Below are 22,422 nucleotides of genomic sequence, written 5' to 3'. Positions count from 1 at the left end.
TAGATGGTTAAGGCAGGGAGGGGTGGGAGGGGTAGGGGAAAACATGTTTGTCCTCGGGTTGGAAAGGGGTGTGGGGGTGGGAGGGGGAAACGGGGGGATGGTATGGGGCGGCGCGCGGAGTCCCCTCCCCGTCCGGGGGCGGCGCCGTTCCGCACCGGGGCCGCGCCGTCCGCGCCGGGACGACGACGCCGCGTCAGCGGGCGGCGGCGCCCGCGTCAGCGGGCGGGCGTCACCACTGCAGCGGCCGGTGCTTCGCGTCCACCGACCAGTAGCCCTTGCGCATCACGAGGTACAGGATGCCCTCGATCGCGCCCCAGATCGCCGGCACGAACCACGCCTGGCCCAGGGAGACCGCCGTGATGAGGAGCATGATCCAACCGAGGCCCTTGTAGCCCAGGTAGAACCGGTGGGCCCCGACGACGCCGAGCAGGATCCCGAGCAGGCCCGCGGTGATGCGCGACTTGCGGCCCGGCACGTGCTCCGGCGGCGGGGTGGGGCGGTCGTAGTCGTACTGCTGCTGGTAGTTCGCGGGGCCGGACTTGGCCGGGGACCCGGACTTCGGCTTCTGCAGCGCGCGCGTCTCCTGCGGAGGCGGCGGGGGTTGCGGCGGCCGCGGAGGCAGGGGCTTCGTCTCCTGGTAGATCGGCTCGGTCGGCTTCTCGCTGGGGTGCTCGCTCACTGCTGCTCCGGCTGCTCGGCGACACTCGCGCGGATCTGGTTCGGGCATCCGGGCGAGTTTGGGTATGATCAGGTCGCGCGCCAGGTTCACGGGCGCTGTTGCGGAACCCTAGCGGGATTCCGGAACGGCAGAAAACCGGTCAGAACCGGACGTTGCGGGTGTAGTTCAATGGTAGAACTTCAGCTTCCCAAGCTGATAGCGCGGGTTCGATTCCCGTCACCCGCTCCAGCACGAAGCCCCAGGTCAGAGCAGGTTTTCTAACCTGGGGCTTCGTCGTGTCCCGCCCCTGGAGACGCTGTCACGCCCTTGACGTGCCACCCGTTGGCGCCATGCGGCCTACGCGCCCACCGCTGGTCTCGGCCATCAGCACATCCGGCCTCGACGTGAGGGCGGTCCGCATCGCGGCCCGGATGTGGCCCCGTTTCAGCAGGCAGCGTGACTGGGATGATTCGGGCTCCTGGCGCGGCCGTGTCCGCCCGGGCGTGACACAGCCCGAACCGATGGAGAAAAGATGATTCGCGTCGTCGAAGCCCTCATGCCGGTGTTGGCACCACTGGCGATCGCCACGGTGGGCGCCGTCGTAGCCTCCACCATCATCACGTCAAGACGGCTACGAACGGATCTTCAGCAGGAGTCCGAGATGCTGGAACGGCTACCACCCGGAGCTCGCGCAGAGTTGCGGGCAGATGTGCGGCGACGGACATTGATACTCGTCTCCCTCAACCGGTTCCCGCCCGTCACCCGAGTTGACCTTCTAGCAATGATCGGCATCGCGCTGACGATCGGAGCAGTCTTCTTCGCTCTGCACCTGCTCGGAGAAGACGACCGATCAGACGTCGAGTTCTCGTTCGGCCTGATCGGGCAGTTCTCTCCGGTCTATGCGTTCCTCATCTGGTTGGTCTTCCACAAGAACTGGGCAGAGCGTGCGCTCAGTCGGATCAGATACCTGCACAAGCACCTCGGCCCGGCAGAGCCCCAGCCGGTGGCGCGGATGGTCCTGGTCGGCTACGTCGCTTCCCTGGCCATCCTGCTCGTCATCACCGGATTGTTGTCAGGCTTGCTTGGCGGCTGGATCAATCGCGCCGGCTGGTTCACCTCCGATCTGATGGCAGTTGCTGGACTCTTGCTGACCATGCTGGCCTATCTGGGCCTCACCATCGCGATCGCGCGCCGCGATGGTTTGGCGATGGAGATCCACTACACGCTCTCCGATCCAGAAAGACTCGCGAGGTCGGGAAGCACGGGGAGTGTCCCGAGGCTGGTGTCGAGGTGGAGGCAGATCTCCGACTTTGAGGAGGAGCGCGCGGAAGCAATGCGGATGCTCTGAGCAGCACATGCCGCTGCCACGAGCACGCTCCCCCAGAATCCGGCGCTGTCTTCCGATCGGGCGCTCCGTCGTCTCCGACAAGTCGTCCGGCGTCGCCAGCTGATCCCCGTCAGCGGCAGTCGATGGTGTGGTCGGCCGGCCAGACCGGGTCGTACGAGGTGCCGATCACGGTCAGGGACCCACCTTCCTGCCCCAGATCCAGGTCGTAGCGGCCGTCACGGATCGGCCGGGCGCCGTCGTCGGCGGTCCAGGTCCCGGTCCGCTGCCCGACGCCGAGACCCCGCACCACGTAGACGTCTCCGCCCCCGGACAGCAGATCCGATGTCTCCCGCGTCACGACGCGGCAGCCGTCGGAGGCCTCGTGCGGGAGCACCCGGTACTGCGCCTCGTAGAACATGTCACCGGTAGCCGCGAGGCCGATGCTCACCACGGCCAGGACCGTCGAGGCTGCGCGGATCCGGCGCAGGACCGCCCGTCTTGCTTCCTGCGCCTCGTCGACGGCAGGCACACGGGCGGAGCGCGGGTACCAGAGAAGCACCAGCGCGACGGCGGCGAGCACGACGCCGAGCCCCCAGCCGGGGACGACGTGACCCCGGACGACCAGCACCCACCCGAGCCAGGGCGCCACCGCCGCGAGCGCCACGCCGCAGAGTCCGGCGAACCTCATCGTGCTGAACGCTCCGGCGGTTCCCGTGCGCATCAGAGCCGTGCGAACCGGGCGCGGGCGAAGGAGTAGCCGCCGAACGCGGCGATGCCCACCCCGACCACCAGGAGCAGGACCGTGCCGTAGGGCTGGTCGCGCATCGTGTGCAGCGCCTCGTCGAGACCGCCGGCCTGCTCGGGGTCCGTGGTCACCGCGGCGGCGACCACGAGGCCGCCGACGACGCCGAGCGCGATCCCCTTGGCCACGTAGCCCGCCTGTCCGAGCCGCACCACCACCGGCCGGACGGCGCTGCCGCCCGTGCCGACGAGGTCCTCCAGGAACTTCTTCCGGACGCCCTTGACCACGTGGTATCCGCCGACGCCGACGATCACCAGACCGGCGGCACCCACCAGCCAGGCGCCCCCGGGCATCGCGAGGACGCGGGCCGTCAGGCTCTCCTCGCTGCCGCTGCCGCCGCCGGAGCCCTGCGCATACCGGACGCCGGTGACCGCGAGCGCCCCGTAGAGCACGGCCTTGGCCACGCTCTTGGCGCGCGCGGCCAGCTGGTTGTCCGCGTTCGGCACGCCGACGACGGCGGTGGCGAGCTGCCAGAGCGCGAGCGCGGCAAAGCCCACGCCGACCAGCCAGAGAAGCACCTCCCCGCCGGGCATCCGGGCCACCGCGCGGAAGGCGCCGGACTGGTCGGCCTGCCCCTCGGTCTGCCCCAGCGCGAGCTGGACGGCGAGCCAGCCGATCAGCAGGTGCAGCACGCCGGAGGCGACGTAGCCGCCCCGGGCCAGGCCTCGGACGGCGCGGCTGTTGCGGACCCGCCGGACGGCGTCGCCGGCAGCAGTGGAGTTCTCGGACACGGGACACCTCCGTCGGGCCGCGGGAGTCGCGACGCCGTACACACTGGCGCACCCGCACGCCGCTCAGCAAGAACCGCGGCCCGGCATGCCCAGCGAGAACGCCGCGGGCCGGACCCACCGTCCGGCCCGCGGCGTTCGTTCGTGGGGGGAGCCGCGCTCAACCCCGGACGGGCGCCGTCACGTGCAGCGACACCGGGAGGCCCTCCCCTGCGGCGGGGACCCAGCCGGTCCAGCACCGCCAGACCGCGCGCCCGTGTGTCGGGCCTGCGTGATGCCCCAGCCGCTCGGTGAGGTGGAGCATCCGGGCGAGCCGTGCGGCGTCGGGCTCGCGCGCGGCGACCACGTCCACGGTCAGCACGCCCACGACGTCGTCCTCGAGGTCGAGGTGGTCCACGCCCGCCCGTACGTCGAGGGTGTGGATGTCGAAGATGTGGGCGATGAGCGCGGTCACCTCCACGAGCTCCGCGAGGTGCGCGCCCGGCGTCGGGCAGCCCTCCGGGCCGAGGCCCGCGTTGCAGGATCCTGCTGTCATGTGGGCCACGCCCGGACCTCGCGGATGCTGCCCCGCAGGTCGCCGTAGACATACAGGTCCAGGTCGTTCCAGCACCCGGTCCACATCGTGAAGCCCGGCCGGGTCGCCGGATAGTCCGTCGCCACGGTGATCCCGAGCTGCGCCGCGATCGCGGCTCCCTCCGAACGCCGTGTCGGATGCACCACCAGATGATCACGGAACACCTCGACCCACTTGACCCGCGCATCCCCGATCTCTGCCAGCAGCAGCGTCGCACCCGTCGCGGAATCCGCCAGGTTGCCCGCAATCGTTGCCATTTCTCCCACCTCTCTGCACCTACCTCTAGGCGCATAGACAGCCTGTTGCGGGTTAACTGGGAGTTGCAACCGCTACGCGGAAAAGTTGCGTATACGCACTGGCTGCGGGTTAGGTGGGTTCCGTGTCTAGAGAGGGACGTGTGACTGCCGCAAGCATCGCCAAGGATCTTCGTGCCGCGATCCGCTCCGGGACCTACAAACCGGGCGATCGTCTTCCGAGCGAAGCAGCGCTCATGTCGAACTACGGCGTGGCCCGCATGACCGCGCGCCACGGCCTGTCGATGCTCAAGGACGAGGGTCTGACCGTGACCCGGCACGGCTCCGGCGTGTTCGTGCGCGCCTTCGAGCCGATCGTCCGTGACAGCACGGGCGGAAAGCCCGGCGAGTCCACGGTGACGGCCGAGATCGACGAGACGGGCGCGGGCCTCACGGTCCGCACGCTCGCCGTCACGGCGGAGGCCGAGCCCTCGGAGAAGATCCGCGCCACCCTCGGCCTCGCCGAGGGCGACAAGGTGACCGTGCGCGAGCGCCTGCACCTGCGGGAGCGCAAGCCCGTCCTGTTCGCGACGTCGTATCTGCCCGCGTCGATCGCGGCCGGGACGCCGATCGCGGACCAGGAGGTCGGGCCGGGCGGCACCCACGCGCGCCTGACCGAGGCGGGGCACGCGCCCGTGCGGTTCCGCGAGGACGTGGTGGGCCGGATGCCGACGATCGAGGAGATCGAGGAGCTCCGCATCGAGCCCGGCACCCCGGTGCTCGCGGTCACGCGCACCGCGTTCACCAAGGACGGCTCGGCCGTCGAGGTGAGCCACGTGGTGCTGGACGCGGGCGAGTTCATGCTCCGCTACGACATCGACTAGACGAGCCGGAGCCTTCGCTCGGCCACGCCGATCCGGACCTCCTGCCCCCAGGAGACCTCGAGCCGGTCCGCCTCCATGCCGTCGCCGAACACGACGAGCCGGTCGGACTGGACGGTCACCACGAGCTCGCCGCCGCGCCCGAGCACACCTTCCGTCATCGTGACGCCGGTGATCGGCGACGGCCACGCCTCCCGGACGAACCAGGCCAGCGCCGGGTCCGTGGGACCGGGCAGCCGGCGCCCGCCCCGGTCGTGCGCGATCGACGCGCACCAGCCGGTGGCGCCGGTGCCGGTGCTGACGATCAGGCCCGACGACGACTGCCGCTCCGTACCGCCGTCGACCCCCAGCAGGTAGCGCGCCGACTGGTGGCTCGGGTGACCCAGGAACAGCTCGTTGACGGCGTGCAGCTCCTGGCCGTCGTCGAGGCGCGCGTGGACCATGGTGAGCTCGTCGTGGAGCAGCGACGCGGACGACGCCTCGTTCGCGCCGCCCCGCGGCGCGGCCAGGCTGCCGATGATCTCCGCGACGTCGCCGACGTCGTGCCGCACGAGGACCCCGAGGTTGGTGCCCGGTTCGGGGTCGACGCCGATCACGAGCTGCCGGTCCAGGTACTTGGCCACGTTCGCGACCAGCCCGTCCTGCCCCACCACGAGGACGACGTCCTCGGGCGCGAAGAGGAACCGGTCCAGGTCCGCGCGCTCCACCTCCGCGAGCGCCCAGTCGGACGGCACGCTCGCCGCGACCACCTTGCGGGCGGTCGCGGCGGCGTCGTGCCGGGCCTCGACGTCGGCGAGCGTGCGGCCCCGGGTGCGGAGGAAGAACTCCGCCTGGCCGCGGGTCGCGTGCCGGTCGAGCAGCTCGTCCAGCTCCGTCCGCCGGTGCACCAGGACGGCGCGGGTGCGCAGGGCCATGTCAGCGCTCCGCGGCCGGTGCGCCGTTCGCCGCGGCGGCGCCGTCCGACGTCGGCTCGCCCGCCCGGGCCGTCAGCGCACCCAGGAGGCCGCTCACCAGGTCGGGCGTGACGGTCAGCGAACCCACGTTCGGCAGGTGCGGCGCGGCGTCGCGCAGGGCGAGCGCCATGAGCACGTCGCGTCCCACGTTCGCGTAGACCGCCATGAGCGCGGCCTCCTTGGCGGCCTCGGCCTCGCCGAGCCGGCGCAGCGAGGCCGCCTGGGCGGTCGCCGCGATCTCGCGCCGCTCGGCGTCGGACTTCGCGGACACGAGGGCTGCGGCCGCCGCCTCCTCCGCCTCGCGACGCTTGTTCGCACCCTCCTGGGCCACGAGCTGCTCGCGCCGGGAGGCGAGCTCGATCTGGCTCGCGAGCTCGTTCTCGGCGATCTTGCGCTCCCGTTCGACGGCGACGGCGCGGCGCTCGTAGGTCGCGCGGTCGGCCTCCGCCTGGAGCCGCTCGCGCACGGGCGTGCGCAGGGCCTTCTCGACGTCGCCCTCGGGCCGGACGGCGAGCACCCGGACGCCCAGGATCTCGATGCCGGTCGCGGCCAGGCGCGCGTCCTCGCCGAGCGCGCCGAGCGCCGTCCGCACGCGGCCGACGCCGGACTCCAGCGCCTCCTGAAGGTCCAGGGTGGCGACGAGGTCGACCGTGAGGCTCTGCGCGAGCTGGCCCACGATGGCCCCCACCTGCTGGCGGCCGCTCGCCTCCTGCCCCTTGCCCGTGACGGGGAAGATCCCGAAGTCGAGGCGCTGGGACGCGAGCACCGGGTCGCCGAACCGGTAGGTGACGTTGGACTGCACGCTGACGTCCTGCTGATCGCGCGTGACGGCGTGGAACAGGACGGGGAGCTCCTGGTCGGTGGCGGGCACCTCGCTGAGCACGGACGTGTCAGGCCGGAACCAGAACGCCTGACCCACCCCCTCGTGCCGCACGGCGCCGTTGCTGAGGTGCACCACGTAGTCGCTCGCGGTGCCCAGGAACTGGCGGAACCCGGGGTAGCGCTTGATCGTCGCCATCGTCTGACTCTCCTTGGATCGTTGTCGTCAGATTGACGATATCTACCCGCTCAGCTTTTCGTCAAGGTGACGAGAATGTACGGTCGAGGCATGGCCCGCACCGCACCCGTCCCGTCCGCCGTACCCGACTCCGCGGGCGCCTTCCCCGTCACCGTCGACGTCGTGGCGCTCACGGTGCGCGACGGCGCCCTGCAGGCGCTCGTCGTCGACCGCCTCCTGGAGCCGCACCGCGGCCGGGCGGCGCTGCCGGGCGGGTTCGTGCTACCGGGCGAGACCCTGGAGCAGGCGGCGGGGCGGGAGCTCGCGGAGGAGACCGGGCTGACCGTCCCGGCCGGCGCGACCGGCACCGGCCCGTGGCACCTGGAACAGCTCCGCACGTACGGACCCCTCGGGCGCGACCCGCGCGGCCCCGTGCTCTCGGTCGCCTACCTCCTGCTCGCGCCGGCCTTCGGGCTGCCCGCGGCGGGCGGCGACGCGGCCGAGGCCCGCTGGGTCCCCGTCGGCGGGCTCGGCGGCGAGCGGGGCGCAGGCCTCGCCTTCGACCACGAGGGCATCCTGGCCGACGGCGTGGAGCGGGCCCGCGCCAAGATCGAGTACTCCCCGCTGGCGGCCGCGTTCTGCCCGCCCGAGTTCACGGTCGCGGAGCTGCGCGGCGTCTACGAGGCGGTCTGGGGCACGCAGCTCGACGCGCGCAACTTCCACCGCAAGGCCACGGGCACCCCGGGCTTCCTGGAGCCGACGGGGCGCCTGGGCGGAGGAGGACCCGGCCGCCCGGCCGAGCTGTTCCGGCTCGCGCCCGGCGTCGACCCGAGCGCGGCCGTGCTGCACCCGCCGCTGCTGCGGCCGGTCAGCCCTGGCCGGGACGCGCCCTCGGCTTGAGCCGCAGGTCCGGCAGCGCGGGCGCGCGCAGCGGCCCGCTCGGATACCCGCGCACCTGGCCGAACAGCCGCCCCTCGGCGCCGGCCGCGTACCCGGTCGCGCCGCCGTCGAGCTCGGCGATCTGCGCCATCCAGCCGTCGCGGGCCCGCACGATGTCCTCGTGGGTGCGGCCCATGAAGTTCCACCACATGATGACGTCCTCCTCGAACGGCAGGCCGCCGATCAGGACCGCCCGTGCCGGCGCCCCCGCCCCGGCGCGCACCACGAGCGTGGACCGGCCCGGCGCCACGTAGCCGAGGTTCGACGGCGGCACCGCGCTGCCCTCGAACGTCACGTCACCGGCGTCGACGAGCAGGGCGTGCTCGTGCCCCGCGTCGACGTCGATCCGCACCTCCGCCCCCGGCTCGAGATCGACCTGCGCCCCCACGAGCGGCGTGTAGGCCGTCGCGGGCGAGGCCAGCTCCTCCCCCGCCACGGTGAGTTGCCCCATGAACACCTGCACGACGGCGCCGTCCGCACGCACGACCGGGAGGTCCCCGTGGTGCTCGAAGTGCGGGTCGGCACCGAGCGCGGAGCCGGGCAGCGCCGTCCACAGCTGCACTCCGTGCAGCCGGGGCGGACGCACCCCGGCGGGCGACTCCTCCGAGTGCGAGATGCCCGTGCCCGCCGTCATGAGGTTGAGCTCGCCGGGCCGGACCGTCTGCAGCGAGCCCACGGAGTCGCGGTGCAGGATCTCGCCCTCGAAGAGCCAGCTCACGGTCTGCAGCCCGGTGTGCGGGTGGGGCGGGACCTGCATGCCCTCGCTGTCGGAGACGTCGTCGGGGCCGTAGTGGTCGCTGAAGCACCACGCTCCGACGAGGGACCGCGCGCGCTGCGGGATGGTGCGCCGGACGTCCATCGCCCGCGGCCCGCCGAGCGGCACGTCGCGCGGGGTGAGGAGCTCGATGCCGTCGCCTTGCTCACCCGCGACGCAGACCTGCTCGGTCGGCCGGGTCTCGAGGTTGCTCATGGCCCGAGCCTAGATCGCGCGGGAGGACCCCGGGGAGGGGCCAGGGCCCCCGGGGCAGGCCGGGGGCCCTGGCGAACCGCATACCCGTGGCCCGCGCTCGGCGCGTACCAGGGGCGCCGTGTCGACGTCACGACTCCGATGCGCTCGTCAGACCCGGATCGCCAGGCCTGTTCTGCACGAACACCTCGAACGCGGGCGGTCTTCCGGCCCCGTACAGGCACCTGTGGCGTCATCCACAGCCCGCACCGCGGTACGGGACGTCCTGTCGTTCTCCGGTCGACCATGTGTCCGATGCCCGGGCCGGTCGGTACTGCTGCAGCGCACCGCATCTGCACCCGGATCGTCGAACCACTGCCAACGTTTCTATCCGCGTGTCGCACCAGCGGCAACCGCTCCAGGGTTGTAATTTTCACCCTGCGGTATTACACAGTTCTATCCACAGGAAGAACCCCGAATTTCCCACACAACACACAGGGCTGTGGATCAAATCTGTGGATAACTAATTCCGTCAGACCCAGGCACGAGATCCCGGAGCGCCACCCGTGGCCGAGTCGTTGCGCCCGTCCAGCTCCTCCGGGGTGGCGATGAAGCCGCCGTCGTCCACGACGATGCCGGCGATGCGGCTGTGGAGGGACACTCCGAGGCGGGCGAGCGAGACGCGCATGCGCGCCCGGGCGATGACGTGCAGGCCCGACCCGTGCTCGAGCTCCAGCTCGTAGGGGTCGGCCGGCATCCAGGTGAGGCGGTAGGCGAACGGACCGTAGCTGCGCCAGTCCAGCGCCCCGAGGGCGCGCGGCACCCGGTCGACGCGCTCGACGTCGACCACGATCGAGCCGTCGTACGCGGTGCTGCCCGCGAGCGTGTAGCGCGGGGACCCGTCCGGCGTGACCTGCTCGGCGGACACGTCGGCCGTGGCGATGAACGACCGGAGCATGGGCAGCACGTCCGTGGGCTGCAGCGCGTGCGCGGAGTAGAGGGCCAGGTTGACGGACGCCGCGGGGTCGGGGAGCAGCGGCTGCCGGCCGTCGGCGAGCACGCCGCCGGAGGTCTTGCGCGCCGCCGCGACCATCCACTGCACGATGCGCAGCTCCTCGCCCTGCGGGAGGGCGTGCGGGAAGGCACGGGCGATGCCGTCCCGGTCGTCGTACGACGTCGGGGCGGCGCCGCGCACGTCGCGCAGGCCGTCGCTGCGCGCGATGGAGTAGGCCTCCGCCTTTGTGGCGGGGATGGACAGCTCGGCGAGGTGCGCCTCGCCCACCTCGAAGGGGCCGGTCGCGACGTGCGCCTCCCCCAGACGCATGACACCAGGAACGAGCGAGTCGGGCTGCGCCATGCCCCGGAACCGGGACCCGGCCATCCGCCGCGCGCCCGAGGCGCGGGACGGTTCTCGGAGCCACGCGACCTCCGAGAACCACGCGGCGGCGAGCTCGCTGACCGCCACGGGGCCGTTCGTACTGGGCAGGATCAGAAGGTGACCCGAGGCGTGTTCCGCTGGAATCACACCCGCCAGAAATGTCATGCGGGCACCTTACTGCCGGGCACTTTCGCCCATGATGCAGGCGTGTTACAGAGAGGAAACACACTCGTGACGAAGGGCTCATGCAATTAGGGCAACGGACGGCGTAATTCCGCGGCATCGCCTCGGGCACTTCATCGGCATTTCCGGGCGACTGAGTCTCAGTGCAAAATCATCAATATCGCCGTGTCGGTGCATACAAACGAGATCTATCAAGACTTAACGGCATCTGTCGGATGAATACGCGCGCGGGCGGCATGCGCCTCCGATCCCGCGTTCCAGTTACTGACGAGGCGGGCATATGATGTCAGCATGCCCAAGATCATCGGCAAGAGCCTGCACGAGCACCGCCAGATGACGAGGCACAAGCTGTTCACCGCTCTGTCCACCCTCATGGCGGAGCGCGGGTTCGACACCATCACGCTGGCCGACATCGCCGCCGCGGCGAACGTCGGCCGCACCGCTGTCTACAACCACTTCCACGACAAGGAAGCGCTGCTCCTCGGGTTCATCACGCACGAGACGGAGCAGTACGCCCACACGCTGGAGCGCGCGCTGGACGGTGTGAGCGACCCCGTGGAACAGCTGCGTACCTACATCCGCCAGCAGGCTCAGCTCACCCGCGTCTTCCACCTCGCCCCCGGCCCGGACCTGCGGACGGTCCTGTCCCGTGCCACGCAGCAGCGCCTGCGGGAGCACGCCGACATCGTCGAGGCGATCCTGCGCCGGATCCTCACCGCCGGGATCGAGGCGGGGACGTTCCCGCCCCAGGACATCGAGCCCACGGTGCACCTGGTCAACGCCTGCCTGTCGGGGCGCCTCATCCCGGACGAGCCCGTGGCGCGCGAGCGCACGATCCGCGCCGCCGAGTCGTTCGTGCTCCGCGCCGTCGGGGCGCGGGTGCCGGAGCGCGTACCCGCTTAGTCGTCCGGGCCCCCGTCGGGAACCTTCGCTGTCGGCATTTCGGGTGAAAACCTCTGCCGTCGACGCGGTAGCCTCGGGCCCGTGTCCTCTCCCGCCGTGAGCTCCGAACCCGCGCCCGCGATGCGGCCGGCGCCGCTCGGCGGCGCGTTCACCCGGGTCGTCGCCGCCAACCTCAGCTCGAGCCTGGGCGACGGCATCGCGCGCGTCGCCGCGCCGCTGCTGGCCGCGCAGCTCACGAACGACCCGCTGCTCGTGTCCCTCGTGGCGGTCGCCGCGCTGCTGCCCTGGCTCCTGTTCGCCATCCCGGCCGGCGTGCTCGTGGACCGGATCGACCGCCGGCTCGCCCTCGCCCTGGCGGGCGGGGTCCGCGCGCTGGTGGCTGGCGGCCTCCTCGCCCTGCACCTCGCGGGCGCGCTCACCATCTGGTGGCTCCTGCTCGTGGTGCTCCTGTACGGCGTGCTGGAGACGGTGTACGACGGCGCCATCCGCGCCGTGGTCCCGTCCCTCGTGGGCCGCGGCGACCTGCCGCGCGCGAACTCGCGCATCGAGGCCACCGAGATCGTGGTGCAGCAGTTCCTCTCCCAGCCGCTCACGTCCTGGCTGCTCGCGTTCTCCGCGGCCTGGGCGCTCGGGCTGAACGCCGCCGCGTACGCGGTGGCCGGCGGGCTGGCGCTGGCGCTGCCCGCCGTCGCGTCCGGGATCGCCGCGCGGCGGCGCCGCGCGGAGCCGGTCGCCGCGCCGACGCCGGACGAGCCGACGGCCACCGAGCCGGACCGAGACAGCGAGCCCGCCCCCGCCGCCGGCTGGCGGACCGAGCTCGTCGCGGGCTTCCGGTTCATCTGGGCCAGCGCCATGCTGCGGCCGCTGTGGATCGTGAGCGTGCTCATCGGCATCTGCCACGCCGCCATCACGTCCACGCTGGTGCTGTTCATCCTGGAGCGGCTCGACGTGCCCGAGGCTTGGTACGGCACCTTCATGCTGGCCGGTGCGCTGGGCGCCCTGACCGCCGCGGCGATCACGGGCCGGCTCAAGGCGCGCTTCCGGACGGGACCCGTGATGGCGGTCGCGAACGCCGTCGGGCTCGGCGCCTGGTTCCTGGCCGGCGCGTTCCCGCTGGTCTGGGTGGGCGCCATCGCGATCTTCGTCTCGTTCGGCTGCACGACGACGTGGAACGTGCTGGTCATGTCCCTGCGTCAGGCCGCGGTGCCGAACCACCTGCTCGGCCGGGTGCACGGCACCTGGCGCACCGCCCTGTGGGGCGCGATGCCGCTCGGCTCGCTCCTCGGCGGACTGCTGGCCCGTTCGGGCTACAGCACCCCGCTGCTCGTCGGGGCGGCGGCCGGCCTGGTCGTCGCCGTCGTCGGGCACAAGTACATCGCCGGTCTGCCCGACCCGGAGACCCTCGACCCCGCCTGACCGGGAGCCGGAGCCGGACGCCGGGCCGCGGCCGGGCCGGCAGGCCCGGCCCCCGCGCAGCCGGTCAGATCCAGCGCTTCCAGCGGAAGACGCCGAACAGGCCCACGCTCACGGCAAGCATCGCGACCAGCGCCGCCGGGTACCCCCACGCCCAGCCCAGCTCCGGCATGGAGTCGAAGTTCATGCCGTAGACGGTGCCCACGAGGGTCGGGGCGAACAGGATGGCCGCCCAGCCGGAGATCTTCTTGACCTCCTCGCCCTGGCGGATGCTGACCTCGGAGAGGTGCTTCATCTCCTCGTTCTGCCGCTGCGCGACGAGCGTCGCGGCCACGGTCAGGATGTCGCGCAGCGCGGCGCGGAAGACCTCGATCCGGTCGGCTGCCTCGGTGAGGTGGTCCGCGACGTCGCGCAGGTAGGCCTGCAGCTCCGGGTCCACGCCGTACTTGTCGGCGCCCTTGGCGAGCGAGGCGCACAGCGCCTGCTCCGGCCGCACGGCCCGCTGGAAGTCGAGCACCTCGCGGGACAGCTCGTAGACGCGCCGCGACACGTCGGGCGCACCGCCCCAGACGTCGGACTCGATCTCGTCGATGTCGTGGTCCAGCCCGGCGACGACCGGCGCGTACCCGTCCACGACGCTGTCGAGGATGGCGTAGAGCACCGCCTCGGGGCCGCGCGCGAGCATCTCGGGGTCCGCCTCCAGGCGCATGCGCACCGCGGCGAGGTCGGGCGAGGCGCCGTGCCGCACGGTCACCACGAAGTCGGGGCCCACGAACACGTGCAGCTCGCCGAACTCGACCTCCTCGGCGTCGTCCAGGTAGCGCGCGGCGCGCAGGACGACGAACAGGGTGTCGCCGTAGCGCTCGATCTTGGGGCGCTGGTGCGCCTGGATGGCGTCCTCGATGGCGAGCGGGTGCAGGTCGAACTCGCGCGCGAGCGACGTCAGCTCGGTCTCCTCGGGGCGCTCCAGCCCGATCCAGGCCATGCCGCCAGGGCGGGACCGGAGCGCGCTGAAGGTCTCGGCGAGGTTGTCGTAGCCGGCGGTGCGGACGCCGTCGTCGTAGATCGCGGCGGCGACCACCGCGGAGCGCGGCTCGGGGGCGACGGGGCGCGGGGCGACGTCGGGCACGCCGACGGTGCGGCGCTGGCGCAGCGCGCCGAGCAGCGGACGGGCAGGGCGGGAGGGCAGGAACGTGGCCATGGGGGTACTCCTGGGGGTCGAGCGCAGGAAAAAGGACTGCGAACGCACACCGCAGCAGCGGACGGCCGGGGACCGGTGGACCTCACGCCCCGACAGGGGGCGGAGCGCACCGGTGCGCAGGGACCCGCGGACACGCGGGCAGGGGAACCGTCAGCTAGCTGCGGTTCGGACTACTCGGAGGCTCGCTACGGGTCATGCGCGCCACCTCCTTCGTCCTGCGGCGGTCCGCCGCACCAGTACCTTCTCGACGGGGGCCAGTCTAGCCCCGCCGCCCCTCAGGATCGAAACAGTTCGAGAGCAAGGTCACAGCAGCTCGTCACCAGGCGTCGTGCTCGCGGTGGTGCGGCCCCGGCGGGGTGTGGAACTCGTGCGGCGTGGGCGACAGGTAGGCCCGCGCGAACTGCAGCGAGGCGGCCAGGTCGTCGTGCCGCTCGGCGGCCGTGCGCGCCGCGCGGGTGGAGATCTCCACGCAGACGTCGCCGCTCCAGCGGCGCGCCACCAGCTCCTGCAGCACCTTCTCGGCGTGCATGCTGCCGCGGCCCGGGACCAGGTGCTCGTCCCGCGCGCCGTGGTTGCCGTCGGCGAGGTGCACGTGCCGCAGCCGGTCGCCGAACGTGTGCAGCAGGGTGAGCGCGTCCTGCTGGGCCACGCTCGCGTGCGACAGGTCGAGGGTCACGTAGTCGTAGTCGTGCTCGGCGGGGTCCCAGCCGGGCAGGTAGGCCTGGAACTCGCGCCGGCCACCCCGCCAGGGGTACATGTTCTCGACGGCGATCGTGACGCCGGTGGTCTCGCTCAGCTCGCGCACCTGGTCCTGGAACTGCCGCGCGTACTTGTACTGCCAGCGGAACGGCGGGTGCACCACGACCGTGCCCGCGCCGAGCTCCAGCGCCATCTCCGTGGTCCGCTCCAGCTTCGCGTCCGGGGACCGGCCCCAGACCCGCTGGCTCACCAGCAGCGTCGGCGCGTGCACCGAGCGCACCGGGACGCCGTTGTCGGCGGCGAGCTTCGCGAGCGAGCGCGGGTTCTGGGTGACCTCCTCCGACCAGATCATCACCTCGATGCCGTCGTAGCCGAGCTCGGCCGCGGCCTCGAAGGCCAGCGGCACACGGCGAGGGAAGACCGACGCCGTCGAGAGCGTGACCTGCACGTCGGGTGCGGCGGGCTCCTGCGGTTCGGTCCGGATCGGTTCGGGCATGCGGGCCACCTTAAAGCGCCTTCGTAACTGAGATGTGACCGTGGGGTTCAGATGAGGTTCACGTGAGGAGACGTTCTCGCGCCAGGTCGCGCGCCGCCTGGGCGGTCGAGCACTCGAGGACGGCCCCTGCGAGCTCCACGCACTCGTCACGGGACACGCCAGCGAGGGTACCCGCGACGTCCGCCAGAGCACGAGGTGTCATGGACAACGACGTTACGCCCAGTCCCACGAGGACGGGCGCAAGAAGTGGTTCGGCCGCGGCCTCGCCGCACACCCCCACCGGAGCACCATGCAACGCCCCGCCCTCGCTCGCCACCCGGACCAGCTCGAGGACGGCGGGCTGCCACGGGGTCGACAGGACGGCCACCCCGGCCAGGTCCCGGTCGGCCGCCATCGTGTACTGCGTGAGGTCGTTGGTGCCCAGGCTCGCGAACGACACCTCGGCCAGCAGGTGCCGCGCCTGCAGCGCGGCGGCCGGCGTCTCGATCATGATCCCCGGCTGCTCCAGGCCGTGCGCCGCGCACGCCGCCGCGAAGTCGCGGGACTCGTCCACGGTCGCGACCATCGGCGCCATCACCCAGACCTCGGCGGTCTCCGCGGCGGCGGCCCGGGCGATCGCGTCGAGCTGCCGGTCCAGCACGTCCGGGTGCGCGACGGCGGTGCGCAGCCCGCGCACGCCGAGCGCCGGGTTGTCCTCGTGGTCCGGCGTGAGGAACCGCAGGGGCTTGTCGGCGCCCGCGTCGAGCGTGCGGACCACCACCCGGCGGCCCGGGAAGTGGGACAGCACCGCCCGGTAGGCGGTCACCTGTTCCTCGACGCTGGGCTCCTCGCCCCGGCCCAGGAAGCAGAACTCGGTACGGAACAGGCCGACGCCGCGCGCGCCCGCGGCCGCGGCGGCCTCGGCCGCCGCCGGGTCGGCGACGTTCGCCACGAGCTCCACCTCGGACCCGTCGCGGGTCACGCCCCGGCCGTCGAACGTGGCGGCGGTGACCCGGCGCCGGGCGCCGGCGACGTCGTCGGCGGACGGGGCGCGCAGGACCGTGCCGAGCGTGCCGTCGACCACCAGCTCCTCGCCGGCCACGAGGTCGTTCGCCCCGGGCAGCGCGACGACGGCCGGGATGCCGAGGGCGCGCGCGAGGATGGCCATGTGCGAGGTGGGGCCGCCGCGCGCCGTGACGATCGCGGTGACCACGGCGGGGTCAAGCATCGCGGTGTCGGCGGGGGCGAGGTCGCTCGCGACGAGCACGAACGGGTGCCCCGGGTCGGGCACGCCGGGCGGGGCGGCGCCGGTGAGCGCGGCGACGATGCGGTCGCGCACGTCGCGCACGTCCCGGGCACGCTCCGACAGGGGCGGGCCGAGCGTCTCGAGCTGGGACGCCACCGCCCCGGCGGCGTCCCACACGGCACGCTCCGGCGTGAGGTGGTCGTCGCGGACGCGGCGGGCCGCGGCGGCGGCGAGGGTCGGGTCGGCGGCCATGGCGGCGGTGACCGCGAGGACGTCGGCCGCGGTGCCCGACGCGCGGCCCGCGCGCTCCGCGAGATCGGCCTCCACCCGGGCTGCGGCGTCCTCGACGGCGCGGACGGCGTCGTCCGCGGAACCCGACAGGCGGCTCGTGCTCGGCTCGGGCACCCGGGCCGGCATCCGGACCACGGTTCCCACCGCCCGGCCCGGGCTCGCCGGGACTCCCGTGAGCCTCTCGCTCGTCATCCGTACGCTCCCTCGGGCTCGTCGTCGAGTGTCCTCGGAACGTTACACGCGACGGACGGGCCGAGCGAGGCCCGGTCGCCGGGTGCGGCGGTCCGACGATCGCCGGGTCCGACGTTCTGACAAGATGACCGCATGGCCGAGGCCCTGAACGTCGGATCTCCCGTCGCCGGACGGGTGGTCGCGATGCGCGACGTACCGGATCCCGTCTTCGCGGAGAGCATCGTCGGCCCGGGTCTGGCGGTCGAGCCCGACGCCGAGACCGGCGGGCGCGTCGTGGCGCCGTGCGCCGGCGTCGTGGTCAAGCTGCACCCGCACGCCTTCGTGCTGCTGGCGCCGTCCGCGGGCGCCGAGCCCGCCGGGGGCCGGGGCGTCCTCGTGCACCTCGGCATCGACACCGTCCAGCTCAAGGGCGAGGGCTTCACGCTGCTGGTCGAGGAGGGCGACACGGTCACGGCGGGCCAGGAGCTCGTCGTCTGGTCCCCGACCACGGTGGCGGACGGCGGCCGGTCGCCCCTGGTGCCCGTCGTCGCCCTGGACCTGGGAACCGACGGGCTGGACGAGCTGGTCCGCCCGGGCGCCGTCGTCCGGGCGGGCGACCCGCTGTTCCGCCTGGCGTGACGCGCCTGCCCCGCGCCCCGCGTGTGACCTAGGGTCGGGGCCATGGTGCGCACCGTGGTGTTCGACGTCGGCGAGACCCTGATCGACGAGTCCCGGATCTGGCTGCGCTGGGCCGAGCGGCTCGGCGTCCCGCCGCTCACGTTCCTCGGTGTGCTCGGCGGCTGCGCCGCCCTCGACCTGTCGCACCGAGAGGCGTTCGAGCTGCTGCGGCCCGGGCTGGACTTCCAGGCCGAGACCGCCGCCTGGGCGCTCGACGACCCGGACGGGCTGCGCACCGGGTTCGACGCCGACGACCTCTACCCCGACGTCCGCCCCGCGCTCGCCGCGCTGCGGGAGGCCGGCTTCGACGTCGTGATCGCGGGGAACCAGCCGCCCGAGGCGCGCGCCGCGCTGGAGGCGATGGACCTGCCGGCGAGCGCGATCCGCACCTCGGACGAGTGGGGCGTCCAGAAGCCGGAGCCGGAGTTCTTCGTCAAGGTCGCGGAGCTGTCCGGCGTCGCGCCGGAGGAGATCGCCTACGTGGGCGACCGCCTCGACAACGACGTGCTCCCCGCCGCCGACGCCGGGATGCGGCCGATCCTGCTCCGCCGCGGCCCGTGGGGCTACCTGCACGCGCTGCGCCCCGAGGCCGCGCGCACGACCGTGATCGACTCGCTGACCGAGCTGCCGGCGGTGCTCGCGAGCTGACTCGTCAGCCGCGGAGCGGCAGGGTCAGCTCCGCGGAGCCGTCCGACGCCACGCGGACCGGGACGCCCCAGTCCTGCTGGGCCAGGTGGCAGGCCGGGAAGACGTCGGGGTCCGGCTCGCCGTTCGGCAGCAGCGGCACCTGGTCGCACGACGCCGCCTTCGCGGTCACGTGCAGGATGCCCTCGGCCACCTCGGGGTTGATCACCAGGTCCCGGAACAGGTCCGTCCCGTTCCCCGCCCCCGACAGCAGCAGCTCCGGCGGGGTCGCGCTGACCTGGAGCGACGTCGACGGGCCCCAGCGGTCGTCGAGCTTCTGGCCCGGGGCGGGCGCGAACGGCACATCGAGCCGGAGCGCACCCGCGGCCACGTCGGTGGCGGGCCGGGCGACCTTGTGCGCGCCGGCGTCGAGCACCTCGCCCGCGAGGCCCGCCGGGAGCGCCACCCGCGTGAGCCGGTGCGCGGCCGACTCCACGACGAGCAGGTGCACGGCGTCGTCCGCGACCTCGACCAGCACGTCCGACGGCTCCGCCAGGTCCTTCGCCAGGGTCGTCACCTCGCCGGAGACCGGGTCGTACCGGCGCACGGCGCCGTTATAGGTGTCGGCGACGACGACGCTGCCGTCCGGCAGCACCGCCACGCCGAGCGGGTGCTGCAGCAGGGCCTGGCCGGCGGCGCCGTCGCGGTGCCCGAAGTCGAAGAGTCCCTGGCCGACGACGGTCTCGAGGGTCACCTCGGTCTCGCTCACCGGCACCACGCGGCGCAGGGCGGAGGTCTCGGCGTCGGCGAGCCACAGCGCGCCGTCGGCCGCGGCCGCGAGACCCGAGGGCTGCGCGAACCATGCGCCCTCGCCGGGGCCGTCCTCCAGGCCCTCGTTCATGGTGCCCGCGAGCAGCGAGACCTGGTCGAGGTGCGGGCCGGGGTGGAAGTCCCACAGGGTGTGGTTCCCGGCCATCGCGACGACGAACACGCCGCGCTCGGCGGACCACTCCACGTCCCACGGCGAGGACAGCCGGACGCTCAGCGCGTCGTACGCGTCCTCGGTGTCGAACGCGCCGACCGTGCCGGCCACGTTCTCCTGGCCGCCCACCATGAACTGCTGCCCCGTACCCGCGACCGTGTACACGGCACCGTCCGAGAGCCGCACGCCGCGCAGGGCGTGGTTGACCGTGTCGGCGACGACGACGTCGTACCCGAGGCTCGCGGTCAGGTCCGCGGGCACCAGGCACAGCCCGTTCGGCTCCGAGAACCGCGCCTCGTCGGGCCCGCCGTCCACCAGGCCGCGGTCGCCCGAACCGATGCGCCGCACCAGCGTCTCGCCGTCGGGCGCGAGCTCCGCGAGGGAGTGGTGCCCGGCGTCCGCGACCAGGAGGTTGCCGTTCGGCAGGGCGAGCGCCTTGGCGGGGAAGCGCAGCGTGCCCGACGCCGGGGCGGGCGGCACGTACGGACCCGAGCCGCGGTGCAGCGTGCCCTTCAGCGAGTGCTCGGCGACGAGATCGTCGACGAGCGCCGCGATGGCGGAGCCGTGCCCCTCCCCCGCCATCTGCGCCACGATGTAGCCCTCGGGGTCGATGACCACGAGCGTGGGCCAGGCCCGCGCGGTGTACGCGCCCCAGGTGACCAGCTCGGGGTCGTCGAGCACGGGGTGGCGCACCTCGTACCGCTCGACGGCGGCCGCGAGCGCGTCGGGGTCGGCCTCGTGCTCGAACTTGGGCGAGTGCACGCCGATGATCACGAGCTCGTCGCGGTGCCGCTCCTCGACCTCGCGCAGCTCGTCCAGGACGTGCAGGCAGTTGATGCAGCAGAAGGTCCAGAAGTCGAGCACCACGACCTTGCCGCGCAGCTCGGAGAGCGTGACGGTACGGCCGCCGGTGTTCAGCCAGCCGCGCCCGACGAGCTCGGACGCACGGACCCGGGGAAAGTTCTGGACGGTGGCGCTCACCGGCCCATTGTCACTCCCGGGGCGCGGCGTCCTTGCCGCCGTCCGCCCTGCGGGCACGCCACTGCTCGACGAGCGCCTTGTCGGCCCGGCGGCGGGTGAGCTCGCTCTTGCTGGAGTGCACGGCCGCACGGTGCGCGAGCAGGGCAGCGCGGTCCCGCTCGAGGGCCCACATGAGGGCCTCCCGCACGTCGGCGCGGGTCACCCGCGCGCTCCGCGTCTCGTCCATCGTCCCGATCATTCTCGCCGTTTCGTGTCCTTCGGCGTCCGAAGCGGACGCCGCCAACGTTTCAAGAGGCTGCCGAGGATCTTTTGTGACACCTCGGGGCTTCCTGGCTTTCACCCGGCCATGGTTGGGTGTAGCAGAGGAACGTACCGCGCAAACCTGGCAGCGCGATATCCGTCTATCGGATGACTTTCCCGGGCAGATCGGCGTGTCGCCAACTTGCTGCCGTGTCGTGTTGGTGGGTGAGGAGAGGATCAGGGCATGGACCGCGACCAGGCCAGGAAGATGAAGGAGCAGCTCACAGCCTTCGCCCGAGAGCTAGCCGAGAAGCACGGGGCCGTGGCGACACCGCGGTCGCCCGGTGCCCAGACGGAGGCCGACGCCGCGGACGCCGTGCGGGCGCCCACCCTGGCGCTGGGTCTGGTGCCGCAGGCCGACGGCGAGTTCGGCATCGCCGTCCGCTACCGGCTCGGTATGCCCCGGGCCCGCTCGATCGTGCGCAAGGTCTCGGCGGAGATCGGGCCCACCGCCGACATCCGCCGCACCGGTCGCATCCGCCCGGTGAGCGAGCTCGGCCCGCGTCCGCCCGCGCCGACGTCGCAGGCGGACGGCGACACCGACCGGCGCCGTCCGCTGCGGCCGGGCATCTCCATCGGCCACGTGGGCGTCACGGCGGGCACGCTCGGTGCCTTCGTGACCCGCGCCGTGCCCGGCGACGGCCACCTGTACGCACTGTCGAACTACCACGTGCTGGCCGGCTCGCCCGAGGCGCGGCCCGGCGACGTCGTCCTGCAGCCGGGGCCGGCGGACGGCGGGCTGGCGCCCGGCGACCGGATCGGCGAGCTCACGCAGGTGGTGGACCTGGACTCTGCCGAGCCGTCGTACACGGACGCCGCGATCGCGCGCCTCGACCGGGTCCCGGTCAGCTTCGACTACCCCGTCGGGCGCGTGGTCAAGACCGCCCGCGCCCTGGGCGGCGAGATCGTCGGCAAGGTGGGCCGGACCACGGCGACCACGCGCGGGCGGGTCACGGCCATCGAGCTGGACGACGTCATCGTCGGCTACGAGGACCTCGGCGCCCTCACCTTCGACGACCAGATCGAGATCGAGTGCCTCGACGACGGGCCGTTCTCCCGGGGCGGGGACTCGGGCGCGCTCGTCTACCGGGAGGACGGCGTGGCCATCGGTCTGCTCTTCGCCGGGTCCGAGTCGGGCGGCCGCAGCGGGAAGGGGCTCACGTACGCCAACCCGATCGACCAGGTCCTTGAGATACTGGGTGTGGAGCTGGCGAGGGAGCAGGCCCATCCGTTCGCATGAGGTCCGCGACGGCCTGCCTCCACCCGGGGCGGGCCCGGGAGCCCTCGGGTGATGTTCGGCATGCGCACCAGCGTTTCCCCCGCCGGGCGTGTCGCGATCGGCGATCGGCGCGATGGGCGTGTCGGCGCGGCGCGTCGCGGCCTACAACCCGGCTGACCTGCGGCGCTGTCCGAGGTGCCGAAGTGGGTCCCGCAGGCCCTTTCGGTCCCGGTGGAAGGGGGTAGACACGGGGGACACAATGGATGACCAGGAGGTGATCGGGATGGCAACACTCGACGAGGCTCGGTCGGCAAAAGCCGCATTGCGGGAAAAAGTGACTGGGCTCGACGGTGTGATCGGGGTTGGCGTCGCCCCAGAGTTCACGGCGTCAATCAGCCAGCCACCACGTGAGCACCCCGCTCGAAAGCAAGCACAGCCCGGCACGTCCGGCAGGTCGCCGGTCGAAGTTCTCTCCGAGGACGAGCTTGTCGAGCAGGTGGCAGGACCCGGCGGTAGCTGGGTGCTGCAGGTCAACGTGACGGACGCCCGTCTCGTGGACAAGATCCCCGAGGAGATCAACGACGTCGCGGTGCGCGTGCGCGTCGTCGGCGCCGTCCGGGCGGGCTGACACCCGGAACCG

23 protein-coding genes and 1 tRNA gene are annotated in these 22,422 nt (G+C 72.8%); 10 read left to right on the top strand and 14 right to left on the bottom strand.

Going from position 1 to position 22,422, the window contains the following annotated elements:
* Positions 1-229: 229 nt before the first annotated feature.
* Entirely contained in the window at positions 230-679 is a 450-nt protein-coding gene (locus ACFV9Q_RS14255; protein ID WP_377234943.1) for a TM2 domain-containing protein, read from the bottom strand.
* A 154-nt stretch (positions 680-833) separates the two neighbouring features.
* On the opposite strand from ACFV9Q_RS14255, the gene ACFV9Q_RS14250 reads away from it, so the two are divergent.
* Both ACFV9Q_RS14250 and ACFV9Q_RS14245 read left to right on the top strand, forming a co-directional pair.
* A tRNA-Gly gene (locus ACFV9Q_RS14250) sits at positions 834-907 on the top strand.
* A 283-nt stretch (positions 908-1,190) separates the two neighbouring features.
* A complete protein-coding gene (locus ACFV9Q_RS14245; RefSeq protein ID WP_377234942.1) occupies positions 1,191-2,006 on the top strand; it encodes a hypothetical protein in 816 nt (271 codons plus the stop codon).
* 109 nt (positions 2,007-2,115) lie between these two features.
* Here ACFV9Q_RS14245 and ACFV9Q_RS14240 read toward each other — a convergent pair whose 3' ends face one another.
* From ACFV9Q_RS14240 to ACFV9Q_RS14225, 4 genes are all read right to left on the bottom strand, one after another.
* A complete protein-coding gene (locus ACFV9Q_RS14240; RefSeq protein ID WP_377234941.1) occupies positions 2,116-2,673 on the bottom strand; it encodes a hypothetical protein in 558 nt (185 codons plus the stop codon).
* Between the two features lie 32 nt (positions 2,674-2,705).
* Entirely contained in the window at positions 2,706-3,518 is an 813-nt protein-coding gene (locus ACFV9Q_RS14235; protein WP_377234940.1) for a DUF1206 domain-containing protein, read from the bottom strand.
* Between the two features lie 157 nt (positions 3,519-3,675).
* Entirely contained in the window at positions 3,676-4,050 is a 375-nt protein-coding gene (locus ACFV9Q_RS14230; protein ID WP_377234939.1) for a hypothetical protein, read from the bottom strand.
* Positions 4,047-4,346 (bottom strand): hypothetical protein, encoded by a 300-nt coding sequence (locus ACFV9Q_RS14225; protein ID WP_377228198.1) that lies wholly within the window; start codon positions 4,344-4,346, stop codon positions 4,047-4,049. The genes ACFV9Q_RS14230 and ACFV9Q_RS14225 overlap by 4 nt, the downstream gene beginning before the upstream one ends.
* A 113-nt stretch (positions 4,347-4,459) precedes the next feature.
* Here ACFV9Q_RS14225 and ACFV9Q_RS14220 point away from each other — a divergent pair, with 113 nt between their 5' ends.
* On the top strand, positions 4,460-5,206 hold the full coding sequence (locus ACFV9Q_RS14220; protein ID WP_377228197.1) for a GntR family transcriptional regulator: 747 nt from the start codon (positions 4,460-4,462) through the stop codon (positions 5,204-5,206).
* Here ACFV9Q_RS14220 and ACFV9Q_RS14215 read toward each other — a convergent pair.
* A complete protein-coding gene (locus ACFV9Q_RS14215; protein ID WP_377228196.1) occupies positions 5,203-6,117 on the bottom strand; it encodes a hypothetical protein in 915 nt (304 codons plus the stop codon). The genes ACFV9Q_RS14220 and ACFV9Q_RS14215 overlap by 4 nt on opposite strands.
* A 1-nt stretch (position 6,118) precedes the next feature.
* On the bottom strand, positions 6,119-7,174 hold the full coding sequence (locus ACFV9Q_RS14210) for an SPFH domain-containing protein (protein WP_377234938.1): 1,056 nt from the start codon (positions 7,172-7,174) through the stop codon (positions 6,119-6,121).
* A gap of 90 nt (positions 7,175-7,264) precedes the next feature.
* Between ACFV9Q_RS14210 and ACFV9Q_RS14205 the strand changes: the two genes are divergently transcribed.
* Positions 7,265-8,053 carry an NUDIX domain-containing protein gene (locus tag ACFV9Q_RS14205; RefSeq protein ID WP_377234937.1) on the top strand — a complete coding sequence of 263 codons (789 nt, stop codon included), beginning with the start codon at positions 7,265-7,267 and terminating at the stop codon, positions 8,051-8,053.
* On the opposite strand, the gene ACFV9Q_RS14200 is transcribed toward ACFV9Q_RS14205, so the two are convergent.
* Both ACFV9Q_RS14200 and ACFV9Q_RS14195 read right to left on the bottom strand, forming a co-directional pair.
* Positions 8,022-9,062: a pirin family protein gene (locus ACFV9Q_RS14200; protein WP_377234936.1), complete on the bottom strand. Its 1,041-nt coding sequence runs from the start codon at positions 9,060-9,062 to the stop codon at positions 8,022-8,024. The genes ACFV9Q_RS14205 and ACFV9Q_RS14200 overlap by 32 nt on opposite strands.
* A 508-nt stretch (positions 9,063-9,570) precedes the next feature.
* Positions 9,571-10,503: a hypothetical protein gene (locus tag ACFV9Q_RS14195; protein WP_377228192.1), complete on the bottom strand. Its 933-nt coding sequence runs from the start codon at positions 10,501-10,503 to the stop codon at positions 9,571-9,573.
* A gap of 387 nt (positions 10,504-10,890) precedes the next feature.
* Between ACFV9Q_RS14195 and ACFV9Q_RS14190 the strand changes: the two genes are divergently transcribed.
* Positions 10,891-11,502, top strand: coding sequence for a TetR/AcrR family transcriptional regulator (locus ACFV9Q_RS14190; protein WP_285106540.1), 612 nt, complete (start codon positions 10,891-10,893; stop codon positions 11,500-11,502).
* 81 nt (positions 11,503-11,583) lie between these two features.
* Positions 11,584-12,918 carry an MFS transporter gene (locus ACFV9Q_RS14185; protein WP_377234935.1) on the top strand — a complete coding sequence of 445 codons (1,335 nt, stop codon included), beginning with the start codon at positions 11,584-11,586 and terminating at the stop codon, positions 12,916-12,918.
* Between the two features lie 64 nt (positions 12,919-12,982).
* Here ACFV9Q_RS14185 and ACFV9Q_RS14180 read toward each other — a convergent pair whose 3' ends face one another.
* The 3 genes from ACFV9Q_RS14180 to ptsP form a co-directional block, all read right to left on the bottom strand.
* Positions 12,983-14,116 (bottom strand): magnesium and cobalt transport protein CorA, encoded by a 1,134-nt coding sequence (locus ACFV9Q_RS14180; RefSeq protein WP_377234934.1) that lies wholly within the window; start codon positions 14,114-14,116, stop codon positions 12,983-12,985.
* Positions 14,117-14,432: 316 nt separating this feature from the next.
* Complete coding sequence (locus ACFV9Q_RS14175; protein ID WP_377234933.1) at positions 14,433-15,311, bottom strand: sugar phosphate isomerase/epimerase family protein; 879 nt, start codon at positions 15,309-15,311, stop codon at positions 14,433-14,435.
* A 58-nt stretch (positions 15,312-15,369) separates the two neighbouring features.
* On the bottom strand, positions 15,370-17,019 hold the full coding sequence (ptsP, locus tag ACFV9Q_RS14170; RefSeq protein ID WP_377234932.1) for a phosphoenolpyruvate--protein phosphotransferase: 1,650 nt from the start codon (positions 17,017-17,019) through the stop codon (positions 15,370-15,372).
* Positions 17,020-17,151: 132 nt separating this feature from the next.
* On the opposite strand from ptsP, the gene ACFV9Q_RS14165 reads away from it, so the two are divergent.
* Together ACFV9Q_RS14165 and ACFV9Q_RS14160 are read left to right on the top strand one after the other, a co-directional pair.
* On the top strand, positions 17,152-17,637 hold the full coding sequence (locus ACFV9Q_RS14165; protein ID WP_377228187.1) for a PTS glucose transporter subunit IIA: 486 nt from the start codon (positions 17,152-17,154) through the stop codon (positions 17,635-17,637).
* A 42-nt stretch (positions 17,638-17,679) separates the two neighbouring features.
* Complete coding sequence (locus ACFV9Q_RS14160; protein ID WP_377234931.1) at positions 17,680-18,324, top strand: HAD family hydrolase; 645 nt, start codon at positions 17,680-17,682, stop codon at positions 18,322-18,324.
* A 4-nt stretch (positions 18,325-18,328) separates the two neighbouring features.
* Here the strand turns inward: ACFV9Q_RS14160 and ACFV9Q_RS14155 are convergent, their stop codons facing one another.
* Together ACFV9Q_RS14155 and ACFV9Q_RS14150 are read right to left on the bottom strand one after the other, a co-directional pair.
* Complete coding sequence (locus ACFV9Q_RS14155) at positions 18,329-20,263, bottom strand: NHL domain-containing thioredoxin family protein (RefSeq protein WP_377234930.1); 1,935 nt, start codon at positions 20,261-20,263, stop codon at positions 18,329-18,331.
* 10 nt (positions 20,264-20,273) lie between these two features.
* On the bottom strand, positions 20,274-20,489 hold the full coding sequence (locus ACFV9Q_RS14150) for a hypothetical protein (RefSeq protein ID WP_377228184.1): 216 nt from the start codon (positions 20,487-20,489) through the stop codon (positions 20,274-20,276).
* A 258-nt stretch (positions 20,490-20,747) separates the two neighbouring features.
* Here ACFV9Q_RS14150 and ACFV9Q_RS14145 point away from each other — a divergent pair, with 258 nt between their 5' ends.
* Together ACFV9Q_RS14145 and ACFV9Q_RS14140 are read left to right on the top strand one after the other, a co-directional pair.
* A complete protein-coding gene (locus ACFV9Q_RS14145; RefSeq protein ID WP_377228183.1) occupies positions 20,748-21,803 on the top strand; it encodes a hypothetical protein in 1,056 nt (351 codons plus the stop codon).
* Positions 21,804-22,041: 238 nt separating this feature from the next.
* Positions 22,042-22,410 carry a hypothetical protein gene (locus ACFV9Q_RS14140; protein ID WP_377234929.1) on the top strand — a complete coding sequence of 123 codons (369 nt, stop codon included), beginning with the start codon at positions 22,042-22,044 and terminating at the stop codon, positions 22,408-22,410.
* Positions 22,411-22,422 lie beyond the last annotated feature (12 nt).

It is taken from the genome of Promicromonospora sp. NPDC059942, assembly GCF_042731755.1.
In the GTDB taxonomy this organism is placed as follows: domain Bacteria; phylum Actinomycetota; class Actinomycetes; order Actinomycetales; family Cellulomonadaceae; genus Promicromonospora.
The sequence above is the reverse complement of the archived record's forward strand: the minus strand, read 5'-3'. Positions and strand labels throughout refer to the sequence as shown.

Coding starts and splice junctions, on each gene's coding strand:
- ACFV9Q_RS14245 (WP_377234942.1), top strand. CDS start 1,191: ATGATTCGCGTCGTCGAAGCCCTCATGCCGGTGTTGGCACCACTGGCG.
- ACFV9Q_RS14240 (WP_377234941.1), bottom strand. CDS start 2,673: ATGAGGTTCGCCGGACTCTGCGGCGTGGCGCTCGCGGCGGTGGCGCCC.
- ACFV9Q_RS14230 (WP_377234939.1), bottom strand. CDS start 4,050: ATGACAGCAGGATCCTGCAACGCGGGCCTCGGCCCGGAGGGCTGCCCG.
- ACFV9Q_RS14225 (WP_377228198.1), bottom strand. CDS start 4,346: ATGGCAACGATTGCGGGCAACCTGGCGGATTCCGCGACGGGTGCGACG.
- ACFV9Q_RS14215 (WP_377228196.1), bottom strand. CDS start 6,117: ATGGCCCTGCGCACCCGCGCCGTCCTGGTGCACCGGCGGACGGAGCTG.
- ACFV9Q_RS14210 (WP_377234938.1), bottom strand. CDS start 7,174: ATGGCGACGATCAAGCGCTACCCCGGGTTCCGCCAGTTCCTGGGCACC.
- ACFV9Q_RS14205 (WP_377234937.1), top strand. CDS start 7,265: ATGGCCCGCACCGCACCCGTCCCGTCCGCCGTACCCGACTCCGCGGGC.
- ACFV9Q_RS14200 (WP_377234936.1), bottom strand. CDS start 9,062: ATGAGCAACCTCGAGACCCGGCCGACCGAGCAGGTCTGCGTCGCGGGT.
- ACFV9Q_RS14190 (WP_285106540.1), top strand. CDS start 10,891: ATGCCCAAGATCATCGGCAAGAGCCTGCACGAGCACCGCCAGATGACG.
- ACFV9Q_RS14180 (WP_377234934.1), bottom strand. CDS start 14,116: ATGGCCACGTTCCTGCCCTCCCGCCCTGCCCGTCCGCTGCTCGGCGCG.
- ACFV9Q_RS14175 (WP_377234933.1), bottom strand. CDS start 15,311: ATGCCCGAACCGATCCGGACCGAACCGCAGGAGCCCGCCGCACCCGAC.
- ptsP (WP_377234932.1), bottom strand. CDS start 17,019: ATGACGAGCGAGAGGCTCACGGGAGTCCCGGCGAGCCCGGGCCGGGCG.
- ACFV9Q_RS14165 (WP_377228187.1), top strand. CDS start 17,152: ATGGCCGAGGCCCTGAACGTCGGATCTCCCGTCGCCGGACGGGTGGTC.
- ACFV9Q_RS14160 (WP_377234931.1), top strand. CDS start 17,680: ATGGTGCGCACCGTGGTGTTCGACGTCGGCGAGACCCTGATCGACGAG.
- ACFV9Q_RS14150 (WP_377228184.1), bottom strand. CDS start 20,489: ATGGACGAGACGCGGAGCGCGCGGGTGACCCGCGCCGACGTGCGGGAG.
- ACFV9Q_RS14145 (WP_377228183.1), top strand. CDS start 20,748: ATGGACCGCGACCAGGCCAGGAAGATGAAGGAGCAGCTCACAGCCTTC.
- ACFV9Q_RS14140 (WP_377234929.1), top strand. CDS start 22,042: ATGGATGACCAGGAGGTGATCGGGATGGCAACACTCGACGAGGCTCGG.